Origin of the sequence: Limosilactobacillus coleohominis, from assembly GCF_016901675.1 — a bacterium.
Classification (GTDB): Bacteria; Bacillota; Bacilli; order Lactobacillales; family Lactobacillaceae; genus Limosilactobacillus; species Limosilactobacillus intestinavium.
Genome location: NZ_JACJKU010000146.1, coordinates 1 through 1,392, shown reverse-complemented (window position 1 = coordinate 1,392; position 1,392 = coordinate 1). Strand labels below are relative to the sequence as shown.

Sequence of the window (1,392 nt, the reverse complement as noted above, 5' to 3'; positions counted from 1 at the left end):
AAAAAACAGAGGTAAACCTCTGTTACAATGAAATCGCCAAAACACATTGAAAGAAGGTTACCTCCATGGATAATAATACTAGAAAACTACTTGGCATAACAGACCCTAATATCAAATTCTCTGATAATTGGTTATTAAGTAATAATAAAAAGCAAATAACTCGTTGGTCCATCATGGGTACTTTAACTTACAAGCCTAAGGCTTGTCCAAATTGTGGTGCTGTAAATAACCATTCGATTACTAAACACGGCTTTTGTACGGTTTGTCATCCTTTTGGATTATTCCGCCGTCAACCATTAGATCTTAAAATCAACACCCAACGTTTTTATTGCCATCTTTGTCATACTACTTTTATGGCGACGAGTCCGCTCTTTGACGCAAATACATCAATTTCGAAGGCACTTCGTCATGAAATTGTTTTACGTTTAACTCGTGTTGAATCTATCAAAGATATTGCAGACGATTTAGGAATTAGTGCCAGCACGGTCCAAAGGACCGTGAAAAGTCTGGCAAATCAAATTACTAACCCATCTCGTAACTATTTACCCGAAATCCTATGCATCGATGAATTTAAGTCAATGCGTTCAGTCAGCGGTAAGATGAGTTTCATTGCCGTAGATGGTAATCGTCACGAACTGTTTGAAATTCTAGAAGATCGACGCTTATATAAGTTATTTAATCATTATCAATCATTTTCACGAAAGGCTCGCGAAAACGTTAAATATCTGGTGATGGACATGAATTCATCATATGATCAGCTAGTTAAACAAGTCTTTCCTAATGCTCAAATTGTTTATGATCGCTTTCACATCATAAAGCATCTTAATGACACCATGAATCATGTTCGTATCCACGTTTATAATCGCCTTCGGCGAGGAAATTCTCTCGACCAAAAACGTGCTCGGCGTTTAAAACATTACTGGAGACTGTTCCTCAAACCATTTGAAGAGTTATCTAACCGACCTTACTATGAAGGTCGTTATTTCAAACGTGAAGTTACGTCTAAAACTATTCTTAATTTAATGTTGGAATATGATGATGAATTGAACGCAACTTATCAATATATCCAAGAGTTAGTCAGATGCTATCATCATCATAAAGTCCATCACTTTCTAGAATTACTACACAAAAGAATTCCTGGGGTTTCACATTACACTAGTCATCGGTGCCATAACCTTTTTCGACGTAGGGCAGGTATTAAACGAGGATTAACCTTTGCTTTCTCAAATGGACAAACCGAAGGTTTTAACAATCGCATTAAACTAATTAAACGCATTGCTTTCGGCTATCGGAATTTCACAACTTTTAAAACACGAATCTACTTGATTATTAATCATAAAATTACAGTAAAATAAAAGAGTCACATACCCTAAAAGTATGTAACTCGTAAAA

1 protein-coding gene is annotated in these 1,392 nt (G+C 35.8%); it reads left to right on the top strand.

From position 1 onward, the window contains the following. Window positions 1-65: 65 nt before the first annotated feature. Complete coding sequence (locus H5975_RS08090; protein WP_204785614.1) at window positions 66-1,355, top strand: ISL3 family transposase; 1,290 nt, start codon at window positions 66-68, stop codon at window positions 1,353-1,355. The last annotated feature ends 37 nt before the right edge of the window (window positions 1,356-1,392 follow it).